15 protein-coding genes and 1 pseudogene are annotated in these 17904 nt (G+C 72.5%); 9 read left to right on the plus strand and 7 right to left on the minus strand.

Features of this window, described 5'->3' with window-relative positions; translation table 11 throughout:
- The first annotated feature begins 103 nt into the window (after positions 1-103).
- The 5 genes from ACF1G2_RS15585 (at position 104) to ACF1G2_RS15605 (ending at position 5614) form a co-directional block, all read left to right on the plus strand.
- Positions 104-1819, plus strand: coding sequence for a lipid II flippase MurJ (locus ACF1G2_RS15585; protein WP_391799030.1), 1716 nt, complete (start codon positions 104-106; stop codon positions 1817-1819).
- Positions 1788-2576, plus strand: coding sequence for a polysaccharide deacetylase family protein (locus ACF1G2_RS15590; RefSeq protein WP_391799031.1), 789 nt, complete (start codon positions 1788-1790; stop codon positions 2574-2576). Before ACF1G2_RS15585 ends, ACF1G2_RS15590 begins: the two co-directional genes overlap by 32 nt.
- A complete protein-coding gene (locus tag ACF1G2_RS15595) occupies positions 2573-3706 on the plus strand; it encodes a glycosyltransferase (protein ID WP_391798777.1) in 1134 nt (377 codons plus the stop codon). Before ACF1G2_RS15590 ends, ACF1G2_RS15595 begins: the two co-directional genes overlap by 4 nt.
- 7 nt (positions 3707-3713) lie before the next feature.
- The gene (locus ACF1G2_RS15600; protein ID WP_391798778.1) at positions 3714-4388 is read left to right on the plus strand and encodes a lipopolysaccharide biosynthesis protein; all 675 of its coding nucleotides are present in this window, start codon (positions 3714-3716) and stop codon (positions 4386-4388) included.
- Positions 4389-4549: 161 nt separating this feature from the next.
- Entirely contained in the window at positions 4550-5614 is a 1065-nt protein-coding gene (locus ACF1G2_RS15605) for a GNAT family N-acetyltransferase (protein WP_391799032.1), read from the plus strand.
- Positions 5615-6310: 696 nt separating this feature from the next.
- Here the strand turns inward: ACF1G2_RS15605 and ACF1G2_RS15610 are convergent.
- From ACF1G2_RS15610 to ACF1G2_RS15620, 3 genes and pseudogenes are all read right to left on the minus strand, one after another.
- Positions 6311-7309: pseudogene (locus ACF1G2_RS15610) on the minus strand (glycoside hydrolase family 26 protein); the annotation flags it as partial.
- A gap of 241 nt (positions 7310-7550) precedes the next feature.
- Positions 7551-7784, minus strand: a complete 234-nt coding sequence (locus tag ACF1G2_RS15615; protein ID WP_383225215.1) for a chaplin — start codon at positions 7782-7784, stop codon at positions 7551-7553.
- Between the two features lie 181 nt (positions 7785-7965).
- Entirely contained in the window at positions 7966-8169 is a 204-nt protein-coding gene (locus ACF1G2_RS15620; protein WP_383778796.1) for a hypothetical protein, read from the minus strand.
- A 152-nt stretch (positions 8170-8321) separates the two neighbouring features.
- On the opposite strand from ACF1G2_RS15620, the gene ACF1G2_RS15625 reads away from it, so the two are divergent.
- Positions 8322-9365: an LCP family protein gene (locus tag ACF1G2_RS15625; protein WP_391798779.1), complete on the plus strand. Its 1044-nt coding sequence runs from the start codon at positions 8322-8324 to the stop codon at positions 9363-9365.
- Between the two features lie 8 nt (positions 9366-9373).
- On the opposite strand, the gene ACF1G2_RS15630 is transcribed toward ACF1G2_RS15625, so the two are convergent.
- Positions 9374-11404, minus strand: a complete 2031-nt coding sequence (locus ACF1G2_RS15630) for a thioredoxin domain-containing protein (RefSeq protein ID WP_391798780.1) — start codon at positions 11402-11404, stop codon at positions 9374-9376.
- Between the two features lie 149 nt (positions 11405-11553).
- Positions 11554-11946 carry a rodlin gene (locus ACF1G2_RS15635; protein WP_391798781.1) on the minus strand — a complete coding sequence of 131 codons (393 nt, stop codon included), beginning with the start codon at positions 11944-11946 and terminating at the stop codon, positions 11554-11556.
- Positions 11947-12190: 244 nt separating this feature from the next.
- Here ACF1G2_RS15635 and ACF1G2_RS15640 point away from each other — a divergent pair, with 244 nt between their 5' ends.
- Positions 12191-15412 carry a tetratricopeptide repeat protein gene (locus tag ACF1G2_RS15640; RefSeq protein ID WP_391798782.1) on the plus strand — a complete coding sequence of 1074 codons (3222 nt, stop codon included), beginning with the start codon at positions 12191-12193 and terminating at the stop codon, positions 15410-15412.
- An 89-nt stretch (positions 15413-15501) separates the two neighbouring features.
- Here ACF1G2_RS15640 and ACF1G2_RS15645 read toward each other — a convergent pair whose 3' ends face one another.
- Both ACF1G2_RS15645 and mca read right to left on the minus strand, forming a co-directional pair.
- Positions 15502-15759, minus strand: a complete 258-nt coding sequence (locus ACF1G2_RS15645; protein WP_391798783.1) for a hypothetical protein — start codon at positions 15757-15759, stop codon at positions 15502-15504.
- Positions 15752-16633, minus strand: coding sequence for a mycothiol conjugate amidase Mca (gene mca, locus ACF1G2_RS15650; RefSeq protein WP_391798784.1), 882 nt, complete (start codon positions 16631-16633; stop codon positions 15752-15754). The genes ACF1G2_RS15645 and mca overlap by 8 nt, the downstream gene beginning before the upstream one ends.
- A 95-nt stretch (positions 16634-16728) precedes the next feature.
- Here mca and ACF1G2_RS15655 point away from each other — a divergent pair, with 95 nt between their 5' ends.
- Entirely contained in the window at positions 16729-17130 is a 402-nt protein-coding gene (locus ACF1G2_RS15655) for a DUF4307 domain-containing protein (protein WP_391798785.1), read from the plus strand.
- 188 nt (positions 17131-17318) lie between these two features.
- The gene (gene greA / locus ACF1G2_RS15660) at positions 17319-17816 is read left to right on the plus strand and encodes a transcription elongation factor GreA (protein WP_391798786.1); all 498 of its coding nucleotides are present in this window, start codon (positions 17319-17321) and stop codon (positions 17814-17816) included.
- Positions 17817-17904: the final 88 nt, after the last annotated feature.

Consider the following 17904-nt stretch of genomic DNA (forward strand, 5'->3'; position numbering starts at 1 on the left):
CGGGGGTCCCGGCGGCCGTTCCGGCGCGGGCGCCGGTCCGGGGGGCGCCCGGGCCGGTGGTGCGACCGCCGTCCAGCCGCACGTCCACCGGGCGGACCGGGCCGTGGAGTACCCCGACGACTGGCGGCCCCGTCCGCCGCGCGACGAGGGCGTCCCGGCACGCGGACGCGCCCGGCACAGGGCGCCGAAGCCCGCCCGCTCCGGCGGGTTCCTCGCGCGGGCCGCGGCCGTGACGGCCGGGCTCACCGCGGCGGGGGCCGTACTCGGTCTCGTACGGGACCAGAGCCTCGCGCGCTACTTCGGCGCCGGGGCGGAGACCGACGCGTTCCTCGTCGCCTGGACCGTGCCCGAGTTCGCGTCGACGCTGCTCATCGAGGACGCGATGGCCCTCATCCTCGTGCCCGCGTTCAGCCGCGCCCTCACCCGCCGCGGCGCCGTCCGCGCGCTCGTACGCTCCACGCTGCCCCGGCTCGCGCTCGTCATGTCCGCCCTCGCCGGCCTCCTGGTCCTCGCCGCGCCGCTCCTCGTCGCCGCCCTCGCGCCCGGTCTCCCCGACCCGCGGCTCGCCGTCGACTGCACCCGGCTGACCGCGACCTGCGTGCTGACCTTCGCCCTCGCCGGCTACTGCTCGGCCGCGCTCCGCGCACACGGCTCCTTCCTCCCGCCGGCCGCCATCTACGTCGCGTACAACGTCGGCATCATCGGCACGATCGTGGCGCTGCGCGAGCCCTTCGGCGTCCGGGCGGCGGCCGCGGGGGTCGCCGTCGGCGGCGTGCTGATGGTGGCGGTCCAGGCGCCCTACCTCGTACGGGAGTTGCGGCGCACACCACGAGTCTCGCGCGGCACGCCGGCCGCCGACGGACGGCTCCTGGTGCTCGGGCTCATCGCCCCCGTCATCGCCTTCACCGTCTCCCGCCAGTCCCAGATCCTCATCGAGCGCTTCCTCGCCTCACCGCTGCCCTCCGGCGCGATCTCGCATCTGAACTACGCGCAGAAGGTCGCGCAGATGCCGATGATCCTCTCGCTGATGCTGTGCACGGTCAGCTTCCCCGTCGTCGCCCGCGCCATGGCGGCGGGCGACACGGACGGCGCGCGCCGCCGTGTCGAGCGGGACCTGCTGCTCGCCGCCGTGGTCGTCCTCACGGGCACCTCGATCGTCATCGCGGCCGCCCCCCAGATCGTCGAACTCCTCTTCCAGCGCGGCGCGTTCGACCGCTCCGACACCGCCGCGACCGCCGCCGTGATGCGCGTCTACGCCCTCGGCCTGCTGGGTCAGACGACGGTCGGCACACTCGTCCGCTGCTACTTCTCCGCCTCCCGCCCGCTCTGGTACCCGGCCGCCGCCATGGCCGTCGGCCTCGCCGCGACCGCCGTGGCCGGCGTCGCCGGCGCCGGCCTCTGGGGCGCCGTCGGCATCGCCGCAGCCAACGCCCTCGGGATCACGCTCACCGCCGCGATGATGCTGCTCGGCGCCCGCCGCCAGGCCATCCCGGTCCGGATCCGTTACCTCGGCGAGGGACTCCTGCGGCTCGCCACCGCCGCCGCCTGGGCCACCGCCGCCGGCTGGCTCTGCTCGGTCCTGATCGAGCCCGTGCTCCTCTCGCTCGCCGTCGCGTGCGCGGTCTGCGCCGCCGTCTTCCTGCTCCTCCTCGCCTGCTCCGCCCATGCGCCGGACATCCCTCCCCTCACCCGCACCGCGTCACGAAGGCTCGCCCATGCCCGATGCCACGGCGCCACGCGCCGCCTCGATCCGTCGACTGCTGCCCAAACCGCCTCCGTGGGTGGCGATGTACCACTCGATCGCCGACACCAGGGATGACCCGTACCGGGTGACCGTCTCCCCCGTGCGCTTCGCCCGGCAGCTGCACTGGCTCAACGACCGGGGCCTGCGCGGTGTCTCCGTACGCGAGCTGCTCGACGCGACGGCGGCGGGCCGCGCGAAGGGACTCGTCGGCCTCACCTTCGACGACGGGTACGCCGACTTCGCCGACTCGGCCCTGCCGCTGCTGCGCCGGCACGGCTTCACCGCCACCGTCTACGTCCTGCCCGGCCGGATCGGCGGCGAGAACGCCTGGGACGACGACGGCCCGCGCAAACCGCTGCTGACGGAGGACGGCATCGTGGCCGTCGCCCGGGCCGGCATGGAGATCGGCTCGCACGGGCTGCGGCACGTCTCGCTGCCCACGGTCGACACCGCGACGCTCGCCGAGGAGACCCGCCGCAGCCGCGAGCTCCTGGAGGAGATCACGGGCGGCCCGGTGCAGGGATTCTGCTACCCGTACGGGCACATCGACGCGCGCGCGGTGCGGGCTGTGCGGGAGGCGGGGTACCGGTACGGCTGCGCCGTCGACCCCGGCCCGCTGACCTGCGCGCACGCGCTGCCCCGGGTTCACATCGACGAGCAGGACACTCCTTTGCGCCTCGCAGCCAAGCGCGTCCTGCACCCCCTGCGCCGCCGGCGTCCCCGCGACCTCGACGACGGCCTCGGCATCGGCCTCGGCCTCGGCAACGCCACCCGTACCGGCGCCGGCCTCGAGGCGATGTCCGGCCGCGACGCCGTACGGGAGGCGTCGTGAAGGTCCTCCACGTCATCACCGGCCTCGGCATCGGCGGCGCCGAGCAGCAGCTCCGGCTGATGCTGCGTCATCTCCCGGTCCGCAGTGAGGTCGTCACGCTCACCAACCCGGGCCCGGTCGCCCGCGGCCTGGAGTCCGACGGGGTCCCGGTCACGCATCTCGGCATGACCGGCAACCGCGACCTCCGCGCGCTCCCCCGCCTCACGGGACTGGTCCGCCGGGGCGGGTACGACCTCGTCCACACCCATCTCTACCGGGCGTGCGTGTACGGCAGGATCGCCGCGCGCCTCGGCGGTGTCCGTGCCGTCGTCGCGACCGAGCACTCCCTCGGGGAGACCCAGATCGAGGGACGGCCGCTGTCGTCCGGAACCCGTGCGCTCTATCGGGCCACCGAGCGGCTGGGCACGGCGACGGTCGCCGTCTCGCCCAGCGTCGCCCGCCGTCTGGAGGCGTGGGGGGTGACGCCCTCCCGTGTCCGGGTCGTCCCCAACGGCATCGAGCGGGCCCGCTTCGGCTACGACGAGGACGCGCGCCGGATCGCCAGGAAGCAGCTCGACCTGCCGGACGACGCGTTCGTCGTCGGCGGGGTGGGACGGCTCGCCCCGGGCAAGCGCTTCGACCGGCTCGTACGGGCGGTGGCGTCGGTGCCCGAGGCACGGCTGCTGCTCGTCGGCGACGGGGAGGAGCGCACACGGCTCCTCGCCGTCGCGCGCGAGTGCGGGGCCGCCGACCGGGTGCTCCTGCCGGGCGCCTGCGAGGACCCGCCGCCCGCGTTCTCGCCCGACCCCGGTCTTCCGTCGCTGCTCGCGGCGATGGACGTCTTCGTCTCCACCTCCCCCGACGAGGCCTTCGGGCTCGCGGTCGTCGAGGCACTGGCCGCCGGGCTGCCCGCGCTGTACGTGGCCTGCCCGGCGATCGACGACCTGCCGCCGGACGAGGCGCCCGGGGCCCGGCGGGTCGGCGAGTCCGTACCCGAGCTGATCTCGGCGCTGCGCGGCATCCGCGACGCCCGGCTCACCCGGCTGCCGCAGCCCGCCGCGGCACGCCGCTACGACATCGCGCACAGCGCCCGGCAGTTGATGTCCCTCTACGAACAGGCCGTCCACGGCACCCCTCTCCTTGCGAAGTGAGTCACCGATGAGCTCCCTGAGTCCCCGACGCTCCCGTCTCGCGACGGCCCTGCGCACCCCTCGCCGCTGGTGGGTGCTGCCCTCGTCCGTACTGATCGGCGCGGTGCTCGGCGGCGGCTACGGGGCCGTGAAGACCCCGCAGTACGCGGCCACGAGTTACGTCATCGTGGTCCCCGGCGAGAAGTCCGACCCGGCCGCGGCGCTCGGCTTCGCCCAGGCGTACGGCAGGGTCGCCACCGACATCGCGGTCACCGGCGACGCCCAGGTGTGGTCGGGGGTCTCCGCCGCGACCCTGCGCGAGAGCGTGCAGGCGGAGACCTCCCCCGACGCGCCGATGATCTCCCTCACGGCACGGTCCACCACGCCGGGCAAGGCCGTCGCCATGGCGGACGGCGTCGCCCGCTCCCTGATCCTCAACAGCACACAGGTCTCGGGGAGCACGGGCGTGAAGGTCGTGCAGTTCTCCCGGGCGACCAAGCCGGCGGCGCCCGTGTCGCCGTCGGCCTCCCTCTCGGCGCTGGTCGGCGGCTGCGCGGGCGGGCTGCTCGGTGGTCTGGCGCTGCTCGTACGCCCCCAGCGCGCGGCGCGCGCAGAGGCCCGGCACTCCCGTCCGGCCACGGCCCCCGTCCCCGGCCCGGCGGCGGGCAGGACCCAGCCCGAACCGGCGTCGGAGACGGTGTGACGAGGGACGGGGTGTCGGGACACGGCGGGTCGGGGGACGGCCGGTCCGGGGACGGAGGGTCGGGGGACGGTCGGTCCGGGGACGGCCGGTCCGGCGGCTGGAGAAGCGAGGTCTGCCGGGACGGCGCGGAATTCGGCCGGCTCGGCGAGCGCTGGGCGTCGCTGTACGCCCGCTGCTCCACGGCCACTCCCTTCCAGTCCCACTCCTGGCTGCACTCCTGGTGGGTGTCGTACGGCAGGCCGGGCGCGCTGCGGCTCGTGCTCGTACGGCGGGAGGACGGCGAACTGGTCGCGGCGGCGCCCCTGATGCGCGCCCGCGGCCCGCTCCCGGTCCTCACCCAGCTCGGTGGCGCGATCACCGACTTCACGGACGTCCTGCTCGACGACGCCTGCCCCGGGGCCGCCGCCGCGCTGGCCGATGCGCTGGCCGGGTTGGCGCGCGGCGCGGTGATCGATCTGCGCGAGGTGCGGCCGGGGGCGTCGGCCGAGCAGGTCTTCGCCCGCTGGCGGGGGCCGCGCCGACGGCTCCCCGACTCGCTCTGCCTGGAGCTCCCCGCCCAGCCGGTGGACTCCCTGCTCGAACGGATCCCCACGGGCAAGGCCCAGCAGCGGGTGCGGGCGAAGCTGCGCAAGCTGGACGCGCTCGGGATCGATGAGCGGATCGTGCCCGGCGACGAGGTGCCGGCCGCGCTCGACCGGCTGCTGAGGCTGCACCGGCTGCAGTGGCAGGGGCGGGGCGTGACCGCCGAGCACACCAGCGACCGGTTCGCCCAGCATCTCGCGCGGGCCGTGCGGCCGATGGTCGAGGGCGGGGACGCGCGGGTGACGGAGTTCCGGCTGGGCGGGGACGTCGTCGCCGCCGACCTGACCCTGATGTCGCCCCGCCTCGCGGGCGGCTATCTCTACGGTGCCGATCCCGAGCTGCGCGCGCGGAAGGTCGACGTCGCGACGATGCTGCTGCGGCACGGGGCCCGGGAAGCCGGTGCGAGCGGGCGGGCCACGCTGAGCATGCTGCGCGGGAACGAACCGTACAAGCGGCACTGGCGGCCGGAGGCCGTACCCAACCAGCGGCTGATGCTGGCGGGTCCCGGTACGGCTCCGCTGCTGTGGCTGCGCGCGGGCGCGGCGGACGGCAGGCGCTGGGCGGCGCGGCAGGCCCGCGAACGGGCCTGGGTGGGGCGGGCGGTCGAACGGCTGCCGGGACGGCCGCGCGGCGGCGGAGGATGATCTCCTCCGCCGCCGCGCGGGACGGCGTCAGAAGGGCCAGACGCCGTTCAGCATCTCCTCCCAGTCGCCGCTGTCGCCGAGGCCCAGGGCGCCCTCGTCCTTCCAGGTCTCCTTGGGGACGCAGACGGGCCCGCCGATCCAGTTCTCGACCCACGAGCCGAGTTCCAGGGTCCAGCAGTCCGGCTTGGGCTCGGGCTTCGGCTCGGGCTTCGGTTCCGGCTTCGGCTCGGGCTTCGGTTCCGGCTTGGGCTCGGGCTTCGGTTCCGGCTTCGGCTCGGGCTTCGGCTCGGGCTTCGGCTCGGGCTTCGGCTCGGGCTTCGGCTCGGGCTTGGGCTCGGGCTTCGGCTCCGGCTTGGGCTCGGGCTTCGGCGGAACCTCCGGCTTCGGCTCCGGGACCGTCGGTTCCTCCGGCTGCGTCGGCAGCTCGGGAATCTCGGGCTCGGCCGGGATCTCCGGGAGTTCGGGGATCTCCGGAATCTCCGGAATCTCCGGGATCTCCGGGATCTCCGGAATCTCCGGGAGTTCGGGGATCTCCGGGTACTCCGGGATCTCCGGGAACTCGGGCACGTCCGGGATCTCCGGATACTCGGGGAACTCCGGCAGCTCGGGCTCGGCCGGGATCTCCGGCACCTCGGGAACCTCGGGCTCCGTCGGAACCTCCGGGATCTCCGGGACCTCCGGGACCTCCGGCTCGGCGCCCATCAGCATCTGCCGGAACACCTGTGAGGACTTCGGGTTGTTGTCGCACTGCCAGACGCCGTGCGGGCAGTAGTCCGTGATCGTGTGGTACAGCGGCTGGTGCTCGTCGATCCACTCGAGCATCCGGCGCATGTACTCGGGATTGTCCCCGTTCCGGAAGAGACCCCATTCCGGATAGGAGATCTCCTTGCCGTGCTCGGCCGCGAAGTCCACCTGCTTCTGCAGCCCGTACGGCTCGTCGATGTGCCGCTGGAAGTCCGACCCGGCCGGCTGGTCGTACGAATCCATGCCGATGATGTCGACCACGTCGTCACCCGGATAGCACTCCGTCCACGGAATGGCGTCCCTACCCCGGCTCGGATTGAAGTCGAAGCGGAACTCCTGGCCGGGAACGGACCGCATGGCGGTGACGATCCGCGTCCAGTACTTCTTCCACGACGTGGGATCGGGCGCACACCGGTGGGTGTACGTCGTGCCGTTCATCTCCCAGCCGAGGACGATGACGGTGTCCTTGGCCTTCAGGCCGACGAGCCGCTCCGCCAGCTTCTTGAAGTGGTGGTCGTAGTACCCCGCCGCGCCGAGCTGGAGCTGGCGGCGGACCTCGTGGTCGGAGACGCCGGCCTCGTTCCGCTCCAGCATCGGGACGTTCAGGACGAACATCCGGTCGGCCCGCTGGTTGCGCCAGGCCGCCCAGGCGTCCAGGAAGCCGGGCGGGCTCTCGATGTTCGACCAGAGGTCGCCCGGGAGGTAGGTGTGGCCGACGCGGAGCTCCCGCCCGCCGAGCCATCGCTCCAGCTGGCCGATCCGGCCGACGCCGGGCGGTCCCGATTCGAGGAACGCGCCCAGTGCGGTGGAGAGAGTCGGTTCGGGGTCTCGTGTCGTGACGGATTCGGCGGCGTGAACGGGAGAGGACAGCACGACGGAACCTGAGGCGAGGAGACCTGCGGTGAACACCCCCAGCCACACTCTCGATGCCTTCCGCTTCCTGTTGGTCATGGCCCACTCCTTCACGATCCACGCCGCTTGATGCACCGTCAGTCCGATACTCGGAAAGTATTCCTAATGAGCCGACCGTGAACGCGGCACCGACCTGATCAGTAGTCCATTGGTGTATTTCATCGCCCGGTTGGGGCACCGGAATGAAGACACGAGGTGCGAAACGCCGACCGCGCGGGCATGGCAAAGGGCCGGTCCCCGGAGCGTCGAAGGCTCTCCGGGGACCGGCCCTGAATACGTGTCAGGCGTTGATGCAGGTGTTGAAGGCGGCCGGGTTCAGGACCCCGATCACGTTCACGGAGTTGCCGCAGACGTTGATGGGAGCGTGGATCGGAACCTGGACGACGTTCCCGGACAGCACGCCCGGCGAACCGATGGCCGCACCGTACGCGTCGGCGTCCGCCATCGCGGGGGCGGCGGCACCCAGGGCCATGAACAGTCCGGCGACGACGACCGCGGCCTTCTTGCACTTCATTTCTCTTACGTCCCTTCCGCGGCGGACGGAATTTCACGGATTTCGCGAATCGCCGGGGGACAAAGAAGTCCCCCGGCCTCCGCCGCACACATCACAACGACCATGCCCCGAAAAGGAAACCGGCTTATCGCCGACCGGCCGGTATTCACTCCATTGAGCCCAGGCTTCCGCGCGGGACGCGTCATCGCGGCCAGACCGGCGTCGAGACCAGCCGTTCCCACTCGCGGTCGGGCATCCCCGGAACGGTGCGCCCGGCCAGGGCCCACTGCTGAACCAGCGAGGAATAGACGGGGAAGGGTCCCCGGTCGGCGGGTGGCGGGTCCGCCACATAACGGCTCTTCGGAATGAAGGCCATCCGTTCCCATTTCCCGGGATCGGGTGCCATCTTCCCTCCCATCCACAGCGGTTCTCGCATCATTACACACCCCCCGCAGCAGAGTGATTCGTCCGCACCATGTCGCGTCGCGAACCTGTGTGCGAGGCATATAGGCCTATCGTGCGCTCATCTCATTTTCTCGGAGTCAGGTGGTGTGCCCCGTGACCGTCAGGAAATTCCGCCGCCCCGGCCGGCTCGTGTTCGCCTCCGCGGCGCTCGTCACCCTCGCGTCGGGGGCGGTCGCCGGCGCCGCGGCCCTGCCGACGCTGCCGGCCCCCCGGCACGGGCTCACCGTCCTGGTGGCCGGGGTGGACAGCCGGGAGGGCCTCACGGCCGCGGAGCTGAAGCGCTATCACGCCGGCGGCAAGGGGTGCGACTGCACCGACGTGATGATGCTGGTGCACATCTCGGCCGCGAACGACCGCGTGAGCGTGGTGAGTCTGCCCCGCGACTCGCTCACCGAGTTCGACAGGGAGCACGTCGACCAGCGGACGGGCAAGACGCACAAGCCCCACCCGGCGAAGATCAACGCGGCGCACACGGAGGGCGGGCCCGCGTTCACCGTCGAGGCCGTCGAGCGGATGACGGGCACGCCCGTCCACCGCTATCTGGAGATCGACTTCCGGCGCTTCGTCGACGGTGTGAACCGCGTCGAGGGCGGTGTGCCGATCTGCACCGACACACCGCTCGAGGACCACGTCACCGGGCTCGACCTGGCGGCGGGCACCACCCGTCACGTCGGGGGCGGCGAGGCACTCCAGTACGTACGGTCGCGGCGCGCCGACGGGAAGATGGACTTCGGCCGGATCCAGAAGCAGCAGCGGTTCGTCGCCAACACGCTGAAGACGATCCGGGCGGACCTCGCCGCCCCCACCCGGCTGCGGCAGCTCGCCGCCACCCTGCGCGGCACGGCTCCGGTCGAGCGCTCCCTGACCGTCACCGAGATGCTCGTCCTCGGATCGCGGCTGCGGAACCTCACCCCGGACCGCATGGAGTTCGCGATGGTGCCGATCCGCCGCTTCAATCCCCTCATCGTGGGCGTCGGGTCCTCCGTCGCGGTGGACGAGGAGCACGCCGAGGAGGTCTTCGAGGCGCTGCGCTCCGACCGGCCGCTGCCGAAGGCCCGCCCCGACTCCACGAGCGAGATCCCGCGGGGTCTGGGCGACTACCGGCCGGCCGGAGGCGCCTCCCTCCTCTGTCCGTGACGGCAGCCTCAGCGGGAGAGCGCGTGGGCCAGGTCGGCCGGGTCCGTCGTCGGCGCGTCGCAGGTGAAGTGGCGGCAGACGTACGCGGCGGCTCCGCCGACCACCAGCGGGCGGTCCCTGAGCAGGGGGAACTCCTCACTGTCCGGGGCTCCGACGGCGACCACGGCGCCCGGCGCCGAACCCAGCAGCGCGGTGCGGTGCAGCGCGCGGGTCAGGGCGTCGTCGCCGTCGGGGCCGACCACCGCGATCTCGCGGGGCCCGTCGAGCAGGGCCTCCGCCGTGGCCAGGCCCCAGCCGATGAACCGCGGCGCGCGCGGGCCCAGCGCCTTGACCACACCGAGCGCGCGCTCGGCGGCGGAACGGTGCGCCTCGGAGCCGGTGTGGGCGGCGTACGAGAGAAGTGCGCCGGCGGCGGCCGTCCAGCCGGAGGGCGTCGCGTTGTCGGTGGGGTCCTGGGGGCGGCGGATCAGCGCCTCGGCGTCGTGGGCCGTGTCGTACAGCGCCCCGCCCTCGGCGACGAACTGGTCGAGGACGATGTCGAGCAGGAAGCCCGCGAACTCCAGCCAGACACCCTCGCCCGTGACTCCAGCGAGCGTCAGGAAGCCCTCGGCGACGTCGGCGTAGTCCTCCAGGACCCCGGCGTTGGCGCCGGCCTTGCCGTCCTTGCTGGTACGGAAGAGCCGCGCGCCCTCGTTCATGTGGAGCCGTACGAGCAGGTCGGCGGCGTCCGTGGCGCGCTCCACCAGATCGGGCCGGTCGAAGAAGGCGCCGGTCTCGGCGAGGGCCGCGATGGCGAGGCCGTTCCAGGCGGCGACGATCTTGTCGTCACGGCCGGGGCGTTCGCGCAGGTCGCGGGCGGCGAGCAGCCGCTCCCGGACGGAGGCGACGCGGTCCGTGTCGGCGACACCGGCGTCCTGGGGAAGCTGGAGGACGGAGGCGCCCTCCTCGAAGGTGCCCTCGTCGGTGACGCCGAAATACCGCGCGGCGAAGGCCGCGTCCTCCTCGCCGAGCACCTCGGCGAGCTGGGCCGGGGTCCACACGTAGTAGGCGCCCTCGACGTGCCTGCCCGTGGCGTCGGCGCTGTCCGCGTCGAGCGCGGAAGCGAAACCGCCCTCGGGGGTGCGCAGTTCGCGGACCAGGAAGTCGGCGGTCTCCAGGGCGACCCGGCGGGCCAGGTCGCTGCCGGTGGTCCGCCACAGATGCGCGTACGTCCGGCACAGCAGGGCGTTGTCGTAGAGCATCTTCTCGAAGTGCGGGACGACCCACTCGCGGTCCACCGAGTAGCGGGCGAAGCCGCCGCCGAGCTGGTCGTAGAGCCCGCCCCGCGCCATCGCCTCGCAGGTGTCGGCGGCCATCTGCAGGGCGCCCTCGGCCCCCGTACGGGCGTGGTGGCGCAGCAGGAACTCCAGCGCCATCGACGGCGGGAACTTGGGCGCCCCGCCGAAACCGCCGCTGCGGCTGTCGTACTCACGGGTCAGGCCGAGCAGCGCCTGCGAGAGCTCCTGCTCGCCCGGCACGCCGTCGCCGCCGAAGGCGAGCGACCGGGCGGAGAGGTCCTCGACGATCTTCGCCGCGACCTCGCCGACCTCCTCGCGGCGGTCGGCCCAGGCGCGGGCGACGCCGTCGAGGACGTCACCGAAGGAGGGCATGCCGTGCCGGGACTCGGGCGGGAAGTACGTACCGAAGTAGAAGGGCTCCGCGTCGGGCGTGAGGAAGACGGTCATCGGCCAGCCGCCCTGGCCGGTGGCCGCCTGCACGGCCTCCATGTAGACCGCGTCGACGTCGGGCCGCTCCTCGCGGTCGACCTTGACGGCGACGAAGCGTTCGTTGACCTGTGCGGCGGTGGCCTCGTCCTCGAAGGACTCGTGGGCCATCACATGGCACCAGTGACAACTGCTGTAGCCGACGCTGAGCAGCACGGGAACGTCGCGGCGCCGCGCCTCCTCGAACGCCTCGGCCGACCACGGCCACCAGTCGACCGGGTTGTCGGCGTGCTGCAGGAGATAGGGGGACGTCTCATGGGCCAGTCTGTTCGGCATGTCTCCATCCTCGCGCACACGACAAGACCCCGGTCGTACGCCACGGGTGGCGACGCGCGAACGGGGCAGTGATAGTGATACGGAAAGCGGCCCCGTTCCCCGCAGGTCGAATGCGGGGAACGGGGCCGTTTTCAGCGGTGCGGTCTGACTCAGCCGCCGACGTTCCCGTTCTGGGACAGAACCTCGCCCAGGATGTGCGACAGGGCGTCGTCGCCCTTCTGCTGCACCGAGTTCTGGGTGCAGGTCTGGTTCGACATCGGGTTGCCGAGGACGTCCTGGACGGCGACCGGGACGGCGATGACGCCGACCGGGACCTGCGCCTGGATCTTCTGGATGTCGAAGCAGTGCAGGACGCCACCGTTGATGAGGCCGAAGTTCGGGCTCATGTAGCCACCGGTGGAGTTGCTGCCGATCGACTGCTTCGACGTGTTGCCGATGATGTTGGCGCTGCCGCCGTCGTTGCCGGCCGCCGACGCAGCGGTCGCCGTCACACCGACGACCGAGGCCGCAACTGCCGCCGTAGCAAGAACCTTCTTGATCACGAGTCTTCCTTCTTGAGCTCGAGGGCCCTGGAATGCTCCGTTAGCCGAAGCACGCTGATCAACTGCCCTCCGAGGGATTGGTTCCGGGGCGTCACCCGGACGCGGTATTCGGCAGATGAACGCCATCGGACGCCGTGTCGAGGGGCAGGCGTTCGGGACGCCGGTCACCCCCGCTCCCTCGCGCCGACGCGCGTCCCGCAGGACACTTGGGGCCGCAAGCGGAAGCTCTCGGAGGGGGACGTACATGCGGGACAGCCACCGGGCCGAAGCCGAACGGCTGTTGGCACGCGCCGTGGAGGAGGAGGTGCGGCGCTCCGGAGGCCGCCTCGACGCCACGGCTCTGCTGGCACGCGGCCGGACCGCGCTGGACACCATGGCGGCGGGTGCGGGCGAGGAGTACACGGCCTATCTGCGGGCCCTGGAGGAGACGGAGGCGGCGCACCGCTCGCTGGGGGATCGATTCAGCAGAGCCGCTGTGGGAACGCCCTCGCTGGTGACCGCCGTCGCGGCGGTCGCCGCCTTCGGCGCCGACCTGGCGCTGGGCACGGCGGCCGGGACGGCGCTGGCCGCCGGGGCCGTGGTGGCCGTGACCGGCGCGGCGGCGACGGTCCTGAAGGTGACGGCGGGGCACTGGCCCGCCGCGCACCGCCGGGCGGGCGCCCTGGGCCAGCCGGGCGGGCCCGAGCAGCTCAGGCTGCAGTGGCTGACGGCGCTCGACGTCCGGGGCGTACGGCCGTTCATCGACCAGCAGCGGGTGCTGCTCGCCACGACGCAGCCGCCCGCGCAGAAGGTCGTGTCCCAGCTGCGCGGCGCCGACCGCAGCGCGGCGGCCCGCCGGCGGACGGTCCTCGAGCAGTCCTTCGGCCATCTGCCCGATCCGGGAGGGCCGTTCGCGGGCCGGCGGGCCGAGCTGGCCCAGATCACCCAGTGGGTGCAGGCCGGGCGGGCGTCGACCATGACCCGGCCGACGGTCGTGATGCTCCACGGGGAGCAGGGCGCGGGCCGGACGGCGCTCGCCTTACGGGCGGCGCACGCGCTGCGGGACCAGTTCCGCGGGGCGTGCGTGGTGGACCTGCGGGGCGGGACACCCGGCGAGAAGCCGCTGACGACCCGGGAGGCGCTGCTGCATCTGCTGAACCGGCTCGGCGCGCCGCGCGAGCAGCTGCTGTTCCGGGAACGGTCCTCGGCGGAGCAACAGGTGCGCCGGCTGGCCGAGTTGTACCACCAGCATCTGACCGGGCTCGCGGTGACGGTGATCCTCGACGACGCGGTGGAGGCGGAGCAGGTCCGCACGCTGCTGCCCGAGCGCTCGGACAGCCTGGTCCTGGTGACCTGCCGCGAACCGCTTGACCTGGGCGGGGACGTACCGGCGTCGGTGCACGCGCTGCCGGTGGCCGCGCTGGACGCGGCCGGGGCGGAGGAGCTGCTGCGGGAGGCGGCCTGGGAGCCCGACCCGGGGCCCTACGACTCCGAGGCGTTCGAGGAGATCCGGGAGCTGTGCGGCGGGCTGCCGCTGGCGCTGCGGGTCGCCGGTTCCTCGCTGGGCCGCCGTTCGATGAGCGATCTGGCGCATCTGCTCGCCCGGCCCGGCTGGGGCCCGACACCGCTCGAACGGGCGCTCTCCGTAAGGTACTTCACCGATCTCGACGAGGACGGCAGGCGGCTGCTGCGGCGGCTCGCGCTGGCCGGGAGGGCCTCGCTGGGCGCGGCCGCGGCCGGGGCGCTGTTCGGCGGCAGCGGGCAGGACGGGACCCGGCTGCTGGCGGAGCTGGCCCGGGCCGGGCTGCTGGACCATGTCCGGGGAGAGCGGTACCGGCTGCACGACGCTGTGCGCGGTTTCGCGGCGGCCCGGCTCAGGGACGAGGAGGACGCGGCGTCGATCGCGGCTGCGCAGGAGCGGCTGATCCAGAACTACGCGGAGCTCGCGAACGCGGTGATCCGGATGGTCGACGGCAAGATGTCGACACGCGTCAACCGCGCTTCCCGGTTCGACGGGCACGGCTTCGGCTCGCTGGAGGCCGCGCTGCGCTGGCTGGACGACGAGTCGAGCTTCATCACGGCGGCCCTGCGGCTCGCCGAGGGCGTCGACCAGCAGGCCGTACTGAACCTGCTCGGCGCGCTCTGCGACTACTGCCTGCTGCGCGGCGACCTCTACCGGCTCGGCGAGATCAACGAGCTGACCGACGCCGTCGGGCAGGGGCTGCTGTCCCGGTCGGTGCAGTGGCGGACCGGTATCGCGGCCCGGCAGCTCGGCGAGCTCGACAAGGCGCGCACCACGCTGACCTCGGTGGTCTCCCTCTACCAGGAGGCGCACCAGGACGCCGGGGCCGCGCTCGCGCTCTGCTCGCTCGGGATCACACTGCACCACCAGGGCAATCTGACGGAGGCGTCGACGAAGCTGCGGGAGGCCCTGGTGCTCCAGGAGCCCGAGTCGCTCGCGGCCGACCGGGGCTGGACCCTGCACGCCCTCGCGGCGGTCGAACGGGACCGGGCCAACCTGGCCGAGGCGCTGGCCCTGCTGCACGCGGCCCTGGAGCTGCACCGGGAGCACGAGTCCGTGCACGGTGAGGCCTGGGCGCACTTCCAGCTGGGCCAGGTGTGCCTGCGCATGGGCGACGTGGAGCGGGCGGACGCCGAGCTGCGGCGTGCTCTGGAGCTGTACGGGCGGACCCGCGACGGGCGCGGCGAGGCGTGGGCGCTGACCCAGCTCGCCCGCGCCCGGCTCGTCGAGGGCGAGGTGGCGCCCGCGGTCGAGGGCCTGCGCCAGGCGCTCGCCCGCCACCGCGACCAGGAGGACGCGCGGGGCGAGGCCTGGACGCTGTACTACCTGGGGCACGCCCTGGAGGAGCGCGGGGACCTGGACAAGGCGGTGCGGGAGCTGGAGCGGGCCCGCACGATGTTCTCCCGGATGAGGGACGTGTACGGGCTCGCCTGCGCCCGGCACCACTCGGGGCGGGTCACCCGCGACCAGCGGGCGGCGCAGACCGGCAACCTGCGCAACTCCGGCTTCGCCCGGCAGCTCCTGGTGGACGCCCGGGCGGACTTCCACCGCGTCGGCGTGGCCCACGGCGAGGCCTGGACCTGCCTTGAGCTGGCGATCGTGGACGCCGGGAACGGGAAGGCGGCGCAGGCCCTGGAGCTGTGCGGGGAGTCGGAGCGGCTCTTCCTGTCGTACGGCGACCGCAGGGGCGCCGACTGGGCCCGCTTCCTGCGCTGCACCCTGCTCCCGTACGCCTCGCCGGGCGGCGTGGAGGTGGGTACGGCGGTGGCGCAGGAGGAGCTGGCACTGCTGCGCCGGGACCGCCATCCGACGCGGGACGGCAAGGTCGAGGACTGCGCGGAGGCGTACGCCCTCGTCCTGGAGCGGGGCGTCCAGCTGGAGGCCGGCTGGCAGGCCTGGGATCTGGGCATGGTGCCGAACCGCCACGCCCGGGAGGTGATGGGCGTTCCGGTGGAGGTGGCGTAGCCGCGGAAGCCGCGGCGGGAGGCGGTGCGCACGGATCGCCGCAGCGCGGGCCCTCCTCGGGGGAGGGCCCGCGCCGCGGCGTACCGCCACTACTCCCGCGCGGCCGCCTTGCCGCCCTGCGGGGCGGCGGGCGCCGGGGCGGCGGGCGCCTTCGGGTCCGGGGCCTCCTCGAAGGAGACCTTGCCCATGTGGCGGTTCATCGACTTCATCAGCATCCAGACGGCCACGGCCATCACCGCGAAGACGACGAAACCGAGGACGCCGGGGGTGACCTTGTTCTTGTCCAGCTCTTCGGCGGCGAAGGGGACAAGCTGGGTCAGTGCCAGGTGTGCGCTCATGTCAGGCATTGTCGCGGATGCCCGCGAAGAGGTCGTCCTCGGGGAGGGAGGTGGGCACCAGCGACTTGCTGAGCTCGTACTCCTCCGTCGGCCAGACCTCCTTCTGGATCTCCATGGGGACCCGGAACCAGCCACCGTCCGGATCGATCTGCGTACGGTGCGCGATCAGCGCCTTGTCGCGGATCTCGTAGAAGTCCGCGCAGGGCACGTGCGTGGTGAGCGTCCGTTCCTTGCGCTCGAACTCCTTCCAGCGCTCCAGCCACTCGCCGTAGGGCGACTCCATGCCCCGGTCGAGCAGCGCCTGGTGCAGGGCCATGGTGCGCGGCTTGTTGAAGCCCTGGTTGTAGTAGAGCTTCTGGGGCTGGAAGGCGGGGCCGAACTCGGCCTCCGGGTACTTCTCGGTGTCCGCGGCGCCGTCGAAGGCCACCATCGTGATCTTGTGGGTCATGATGTGGTCGGGGTGCGGGTACCCGCCGTTCTCGTCGTAGGTCGTGATGACCTGCGGACGGAAGGCACGGATCTTGCGGACCAGGGCGCCGGCGGCCGTGTCGACGTCCTCCAGGGCGAAACAGCCCTGGGGCAGCGGCGGCAGCGGGTCGCCCTCCGGCAGGCCGGAGTCGACGAAGCCGAGCCATTCCTGGTCGACGCCGAGGATCTCCCGGGCCTCGTCCATCTCCTTGCGGCGCACCTCGTGGATGTTCGCCTCGATGTAGGCGTCTCCCTGGAGCTTGGGGTTGAGGATGGAGCCGCGCTCGCCGCCCGTGCACGTGACCACGAGCACGTCCACCCCCTCGGACACGTACTTGGCCATCGTCGCCGCACCCTTGCTCGACTCGTCGTCGGGGTGGGCGTGAACGGCCATCAGTCGCAGCTGCTCAGTCAAGGCTCGATCCTCTGTGATGTGGCGTGGAGGGAGGTCTCTATAGTGACGGAACCGGGGGGCGGAAAATTCCCACCCCCGCGGCGAGAGGAACGATCATGAGCGCGGTGCGAGAGCGGCTGCCCGAGGGGCGCTACGGGCGTTCCGCGGACGAGCGCGCCGACCGCACGCTCAAGATCGTCGGCGCCGTGCTGGGCGTGCTGTTCCTCGGGCTGCTCGGCTGGTTCGGCTGGTTCTACGTGGTCGACAGCAAGATCAGCGCGGAGACGATCAAGTTCGACGTGGTGAGCGACACCGAGGTGCAGGTGCACCTGGAGGTCCGCAAGGACGCCGGCGCCGAGGGCGTGTGCACCCTGCGCTCACGCGCCGAGGACGGGGCCGAGGTGGGCCGCAAGGACGTCCGCTTCGACGAGGCGAGCGAGCGGATCGACCGTGTCGTCGCCATCCGTACGACCGCGCGGGCGACCAGTGCCGAGCTCATCGGGTGTACGGCGCGGTAGCGGTGGGTAGGCACCGGATGGCGCGCCGTCCGGGAGTCCGCGCTGACCAGGGATGACGTCATCTTGATGCTTTATGTCCTCCCCCTTTTCGCCACTAATTGTTAGGCTCGTGGTTTCGCCCGCTCAGGAAGGACAATTCTTCCGGGTAGGGCGATGCTTTGTATTCCCAGTACCTACGAGGAGCACCTGTGACCCAGACCAGCGACAACGTCACCTGGCTCACCCAGGAGGCGTACAACCAGCTCAGGGCCGAGCTGGAGTACCTGTCTGGTCCCGCGCGAACCGAGATCGCCGCCAAGATCGCCGCGGCGCGCGAGGAGGGCGACCTGCGCGAGAACGGCGGGTACCACGCGGCCAAGGAGGAGCAGGGCAAGCAGGAGCTCCGGGTCCGCCAGCTGACCCAGCTGCTCGAGCACGCCAAGGTGGGCGAGGCCCCGGCCGACGAGGGCGTCGTCGCCCCCGGCACGGTCGTCACGATCGCGTTCGACGGCGACGAGGACGACACGACGACCTTCCTGCTGGCCTCGCGCGAGTACGCGAGCAGCGACATCGAGACGTACTCGCCGCAGTCCCCGCTCGGCGTGGGCGTCAACGGCAAGAAGGCGGGCGAGGACGCCGAGTACGAGCTGCCGAACGGCAGGACCGCCTCGGTGAAGATCCTCAGCGTGAAGCCCTACACCGGCTGAGCCGCCGGCGACGATCACGGGCCGGACCCCTTCGGGGGTCCGGCCCTTCGCCTTTCATGGACATGTAATGATCGGGACCTGACGTCAC

This window comes from Streptomyces sp. NPDC013457, assembly GCF_043089925.1.
GTDB lineage: Bacteria > Actinomycetota > Actinomycetes > Streptomycetales > Streptomycetaceae > Streptomyces.